The organism is Planococcus sp. A6 (assembly GCF_028823615.1).
In the GTDB taxonomy this organism is placed as follows: Bacteria; Bacillota; Bacilli; order Bacillales_A; family Planococcaceae; genus Planococcus.
This window is the reverse complement of record NZ_JAPEHT010000165.1, coordinates 1-5,943: the sequence shown is the minus strand read 5'-3', so window position 1 is coordinate 5,943 and position 5,943 is coordinate 1. Positions and strand designations below refer to the sequence as shown.

The window sequence follows — 5,943 nt, the reverse complement described above, 5'->3', positions numbered from 1 at the left end:
GCTCCTGGTAGACAGGCTTCAATTGAATATAGCCTTCACCAACCACTTCACCTTCGATCAGCACGAGCGGGTAGAAAAACTCATCTTCCAAAATTCGCTCCGCATATTCTTGCTGTTTTGCATCTTGCAACGGTTTCTCAATATCGATATAGCTTATTGAAAATGGCTGGTCTTTGTATTTTCTGGAGATCGCCGCTTCGAGCCATTCGTAGGTATCCTTGGACGACGGGGCATTTACACAGCTGGCGCAGATCTGGTCGGTTCCGTAAACTTCGATGTTCGGGATTTTTGTCATGGATATTGGCCTCCTGGAAATTCATTATTGGCTTTTTGTGCTTATTCACATTATAATGATTGTAATGAAAGGAGTCGATAGAAATGACTGAAGCTATGATGGAAGATCAAGTAATGGAAGTCTTAGATAAATTACGGCCATTCCTTTTGCGCGACGGGGGAGACTGTGAATTGGTGGATGTAGAGGACGGCATCGTGAAGCTCCGTTTACTCGGTGCTTGTGGCAGCTGCCCAAGTTCAACAATCACATTGAAAGCGGGCATCGAACGCGCGCTTGTCGAGGAAGTTCCTGGCGTCGTTGAAGTGGAACAAGTCTTTTAATATCCAGGGGCCTTTTGCAGGTCCCTTTTTATGTCTGCCCCATGCGGGTAGCAAAATGGAAAAGAAAGGGTGAACGTAGATGACACAAGTTGTAGAAATTACAGAAGCCGCTTCTTTCCAAGTGAAGGAAATGATGCGCCATAACGAAGAGGAAGGATCTTTCCTGCGCGTGGCTGTAAAAGGCGGCGGCTGCAGCGGCCTGACATATGGCATGGGTTTCGAGCCGGAAGCGGCAGAAACAGACGATCAATACGAACAGCATGGCATCCGCATTTTGATCAATAAAGAAGATGCGCCGATTTTACAAGGGACTATAGTGGATTACAAGCAATCCTTGATGGGTGGCGGATTCACCATTGATAACCCGAATGCTATCGCCTCATGTGGCTGCGGCACAAGTTTCCGCACCGCAAAAAAAGCAGGAACACCAGAAAACTGCTGATGCAAGAACCCGCTTTGTGACAAAAGCGGGTTTTTTTAATTTTTGCTTTTGTTGCGCATCTTGTGTAAGGGCATTCAACTGTTGAAAAGCATTTGCAAAAGGGCTAATATAGAGGATAGGTGTTTACTGGAATCTGTTTCATTATTTCCGGTACATAAAATGACTTGAAGGTGGTTGCGATTGTGTTGAAAAGACCGTCAATATTAGTATTAGGTGCAGGCTATGGTGGATTGACCACTGTAGTGAATCTGCAAAAAGAATTTGGGACAGACGCTGCGGACATTACGCTCATCAACAAAAATGAATATCATTACGAAAGCACATGGCTCCATGAAGCGGCAGCAGGAACACTGCTTCCGGAACAAGTGCGCTACGATATCGCAGACGTCATCGATACCGGCAAAGTGAACTTTGTTCAAGCCACTGTCGAAGGCATCGATGTAGACAGCAAAAAAGTTTCGACTGACAACGGAGAATTCACATACGATTATCTTGTCATCGGTCTTGGCTTTGAAGGGGAAACTTTCGGAATCGAAGGCCTCGACACATATGCGTTGTCGATCGCCAATGTAAAAGCTGCGCGTTATATCCGCGAGCACATCGAATTCCAATTTGCGACATGGTCTACTGAAGAAGTGAAGAACGACAGCCGTTTGACAATCGTTGTCGGCGGAGCCGGATTCACAGGAATCGAATTCCTCGGAGAACTTGCAAACCGCGTGCCAGAACTTTGCAAAGAGTACGACGTGCCGCGTGAAAAAGTACGCGTCATCTGCGTAGAAGCTGCACCGATGGTCTTGCCAGGATTCGATCCTGAATTGGTAGATTATGCAGTTGGCCATCTTCAAGCAAAAGGCATCGAATTCTCTATCGGAACGCCTGTCGTTGAAGCGACTCCTGAAGGCGTGAAGATCAAGAAGAATGATGATGAGTTTGAATTCATCTATGCTGGCACAGTTGTTTGGGCAGCTGGCGTCCGTGGGAACCGTTTGATTGAAGAAACATCCATCGAAAGCATGCGCGCGCGCATTAAAGTCGAAAAAGACATGCGTGCGCCAGGTTATTCCGATGTATTCATCGTCGGTGACTGCGCATTGATGATCAACGAAGAAACAAACCGTCCGTACCCGCCGACTGCACAAATTGCGATGCAGCAAGGCGAGCGCATTGCAAAAAACATCAAAGCGCTTGCTGGCGACGGGACGACGGAAGAGTTTGTTCCTGATTTGAAAGGAACTGTCTGCTCACTTGGCGATGAAGATGCGATTGGTGTTGTCTTTGGCAAGAAAGTGACAGGCAAACGTGCGTCGTTCATGAAGAAAATGATCGACAATCGTGCCTTGTACATGATTGGCGGCCCTGGCCTCGTCTTGAAAAAAGGTAAATTTAACGTACTATAAAAATGAAAGCCTCCCGGTGCGGGGGGCTTTTTTTCACATAGCCTGAAGGAGTGGGATTCATGTCGAAAAGCAAAAGAGGAGATGTTTGGCTCGGTGCTGCCGGGCTGGTCGTCAACCAACGGAACGAATGGCTCGTCGTCAAGAAGCGCTACGGCGGGCTTCACGGAAAATGGTCATTGCCAGCAGGGTTTGTCGAAAAAGATGAAACAGTCGACCAAGCAGCCTTGAGGGAAGTGAAAGAAGAAACCGGGATCGACTGTGCGGTGCTTGGTATGATCGGCTTTCGATCAGGAGTCATCAAGGAAAGAATCAGCGACAATATGGCGGTATTCTTGCTGCGTCCTCTTGAAGACGAGCAACACATCCTAGTGCAGCAAGAAGAGCTCTACGAAGCTGCATGGCGCTCTCCTGAAGACTTATCGGAAGATGGAGATGCCTCGGTTATGCTACATGAAATGGCTTCATACATAGTCGAGGAAGGGTTCGAATCAATCGAAGACGTCGACCCCGGTCATATTTTTGGCTACACTGACTATAAACTGTTTTTCCGGCATAAATACTAGATTTTAATTAACAGATAATTTAGAAAAAGATAGGATAATAAAGGATAAAAGAGAATAATGGAGATAAAGGCGTCCTTTTTTATTTGCAGCGATTTGCGATACGTGATATATTACCAATTATCAGAATATTAAAAACAACAGAGGAGGTGTTTCGAATGACAGTCTTCAAGAAAAGAACTACTGCAACCCATTGCCCATACTGCGCGGGCCAAGGATATTTCCAACTACGGTTGGGCGGCTCCGAAACGTGCTCCTGCTGTTCAGGATCCGGGAAAAACAAATAAACTGTGAAAATATGAAAGAGCAGCTGCGATAGCTGCTCTTTTTTATATGGGCAGGGCTTCTGTGACAAAGTCATGAATACTGTTCCTCCACATTGAAAGGGCTTTGTCTTTCGGGTAAACTGAGGAAAGGAATAACGGAGGTTAGAGTCCATGAACAGTTCATTTACCATTGTCCAATTGATCATTTCCATCTTGCTTTTTTACGTGATGTTTTTCGGCATCGGCTTTTTGCTGAACATGCTGCTGCGCATGACGTGGCTAATGGCGGTCGTGTATCCGGTTGTCATCTTGCTCGTCATTGATGATGTCGGTGTATTTGATTACTTTACCGCCCCAGGCGAGTCCTTTTCGATGCTTGGGGAAACCATCCGTTCGTTGACGGGCAGCGATATTGCCGTACTGACGGCCGGTTTCCTCGGCGCAGTCACTTCTGGAATCGTCATGAAAATATTGCGCAAGATGGGGTATCAAATGTTTTGATGCCGCTTATAGAAAAAGAAAAGCCGGTCCGCAATTTGCGGGCCGGCTTTTTTTCTAGAGCATGCTATAGAAGACGACGGACAGGGCGATCCCTGTCAGCGCCCCCATGAACACTTCACTCGGTTTATGGCCGAGCAGCGTTTTGAGCTCCTCGATTTTCTCTTCCTCTTTTTTCGATGGCCATTTACGGGTTTCTTCCATGAAATTATTCAAATCCTGGCGCAAGCGATTGATTGTCAATGCCTGTTGTCCAGCCTGAAAACGCACTCCTGTCGCGTCATACATGGTGATCACCGCAAACAAGGCGGACACCGCGAATACCGTGGATGAAATGCCTGCCTCATAAGCGACCGCAGTCGTTAGGGAGGTCACCGCAGCAGAATGAGAACTCGGCATTCCGCCAGTCGATGTGAAAAGCCCCCAATTCAATTCCCGAGTGACCGCATATTGAATGGGAATTTTAACGAATTGGGCGAAAAAAATCGCGAACAACGCAATCATTAATGGCGTATTGGATAAGAGTTCCATTTGGCAAGCAGCCCCTTCCACTTAAATTCCGTACAGAAAGTATACCATATGCCTGTGGTAACACGCGCTTTGTCAAGCTATTCCGGAAGCCGAAGTAATGTTACACTGGATATGCAGTTAAAAGGAGGATACGTATGGAAATCAATGTATTGAAACCCACAGAACAGAACGAAGCAGAAATTCTAATCGTCGGCTTGAGCCGCCATCCCGAAAATGCGGATGGCTGGAAAGGCTTGGAGAAGCGCTTTGACGGACGCCTTGCTGATTGGATCAAAGGCGGCTTGTCATTCGATTCGAACTCCCTGAGCATTTATCCTACTTTAAAAGGCGATATCCCGCGTGTGTTATTTGTCGGGATCGGCGACCGCAAAAAATTGTCGGAAGATGATTTGCGCCGTTCGTTCGGCATCGCAGGAAAGCAGCTGGTCAAAGAAAAAATTCGCCATGCCGCCATCTATACAGCTTCTTTCGAGAATGGGGAAGTGAACGGCGAACAAGTCGCGCACCTAGCGGCTGAGGGTATCCAAATGGGTGTATACCGCTTTGCCGATTATAAGACCAATTCCAACGAAGTGGATCACCGTGTGGAATCGCTGAGCTTTCTCACAGACCAGCCGGCCGATGCTATTCGCCAGGCGGCTTTCGTTGGCACAGTTCATGCGGAAGCAGTTAATGAAGCAAGAACGCTCGTCAATATGCCCGCGAATATCCTGACGCCAACAGCAATGGCTGAATATGCACAAGAGCTTAGCGAAGCTTACGGATTTGAAACGGATATCCTCGGGCGCAGCGAAATTGAAGAGCTCGGCATGGGCGCGTTGCTTGCAGTCAACCAAGGTTCTGTTGAAGAACCGCGTCTAATCGTCATGAAATACAAAGCGACAGACAGTTTCGAAGCCCCGCTCGCACTCGTCGGTAAAGGTATTACATTTGATACGGGCGGTTATTCCCTCAAGCCGAAAGACGGCATCGTCGGGATGAAAGGGGATATGGGCGGAGCAGCGGCTGTGCTGGGTGCAATGCGTGTCATCGGCGAACTGAAGCCGGACAAGGACGTGGTGGCTGTCATTGCTTCTACTGACAATATGGTGTCAGGCAATGCCTTCAAACCTGATGATGTCATCACGTCGATGAGCGGCAAGACTATCGAAATCCTCAATACCGATGCAGAAGGGCGTTTGGTATTGGCGGATGCTGTCACGTACGCCAAACAGCTCGGCGCAAGCCAAGTGGTGGATGTGGCAACATTGACAGGCGGCGTCATCGTCGCGCTCGGCAAAGACAAAACGGGCGCGTTGACGAACGATGACGCGTTTTACGGAAAATTGCTGGACGTCTCGAAGAAAACAGGAGAGTTCGTCTGGCAATTGCCGCTCACGGAAAGCGACAAAAAGCGGCTGCGCAAAAGTGATGTGGCCGACTTGAACAATTCACCCGGGCGCGACGGCCACATGATCTTCGGCGGCGGCTTTGTCGGCGAGTTCGTCGGCGACACGCCGTGGATCCACCTAGATATCGCCGGAACTTCGCACGCCGATGCAGCGCATGACTTGGGCCCTGCTGGAGGCACTGGCGCCATGGTAAGAACACTGGCGTTATTTGTGGAAAAGTTAGGCAATAAGAAATAAAAA

At 48.2% G+C, this 5,943-nt stretch carries 9 protein-coding genes; 7 read left to right on the top strand and 2 right to left on the bottom strand.

Going from position 1 to position 5,943, the window contains the following annotated elements:
* Nucleotides 1–295: YuzD family protein (locus ON064_RS16675; protein ID WP_274625646.1), on the bottom strand; the 295-nt coding region annotated here is incomplete at its 3' end.
* An 83-nt stretch (nucleotides 296–378) separates the two neighbouring features.
* Between ON064_RS16675 and ON064_RS16670 the strand changes: the two genes are divergently transcribed.
* The 6 genes from ON064_RS16670 (at nucleotide 379) to ON064_RS16645 (ending at nucleotide 3,784) form a co-directional block, all read left to right on the top strand.
* Complete coding sequence (locus tag ON064_RS16670; RefSeq protein WP_058381195.1) at nucleotides 379–615, top strand: NifU family protein; 237 nt, start codon at nucleotides 379–381, stop codon at nucleotides 613–615.
* A gap of 79 nt (nucleotides 616–694) precedes the next feature.
* Complete coding sequence (locus tag ON064_RS16665) at nucleotides 695–1,057, top strand: HesB/IscA family protein (RefSeq protein WP_121301093.1); 363 nt, start codon at nucleotides 695–697, stop codon at nucleotides 1,055–1,057.
* Nucleotides 1,058–1,242: 185 nt separating this feature from the next.
* Entirely contained in the window at nucleotides 1,243–2,457 is a 1,215-nt protein-coding gene (locus tag ON064_RS16660; protein WP_121301118.1) for an NAD(P)/FAD-dependent oxidoreductase, read from the top strand.
* Nucleotides 2,458–2,516: 59 nt separating this feature from the next.
* A complete protein-coding gene (locus tag ON064_RS16655; RefSeq protein WP_274625645.1) occupies nucleotides 2,517–3,020 on the top strand; it encodes an NUDIX domain-containing protein in 504 nt (167 codons plus the stop codon).
* 155 nt (nucleotides 3,021–3,175) lie between these two features.
* Entirely contained in the window at nucleotides 3,176–3,304 is a 129-nt protein-coding gene (locus tag ON064_RS16650) for a YuiA family protein (protein WP_167456537.1), read from the top strand.
* A 150-nt stretch (nucleotides 3,305–3,454) separates the two neighbouring features.
* Nucleotides 3,455–3,784: a YuiB family protein gene (locus ON064_RS16645; protein ID WP_058381191.1), complete on the top strand. Its 330-nt coding sequence runs from the start codon at nucleotides 3,455–3,457 to the stop codon at nucleotides 3,782–3,784.
* 54 nt (nucleotides 3,785–3,838) lie between these two features.
* On the opposite strand, the gene ON064_RS16640 is transcribed toward ON064_RS16645, so the two are convergent.
* Nucleotides 3,839–4,312: a divergent PAP2 family protein gene (locus ON064_RS16640; protein ID WP_058381190.1), complete on the bottom strand. Its 474-nt coding sequence runs from the start codon at nucleotides 4,310–4,312 to the stop codon at nucleotides 3,839–3,841.
* A gap of 134 nt (nucleotides 4,313–4,446) precedes the next feature.
* Between ON064_RS16640 and ON064_RS16635 the strand changes: the two genes are divergently transcribed.
* Nucleotides 4,447–5,940: a leucyl aminopeptidase gene (locus tag ON064_RS16635; RefSeq protein WP_274625644.1), complete on the top strand. Its 1,494-nt coding sequence runs from the start codon at nucleotides 4,447–4,449 to the stop codon at nucleotides 5,938–5,940.
* Nucleotides 5,941–5,943: the final 3 nt, after the last annotated feature.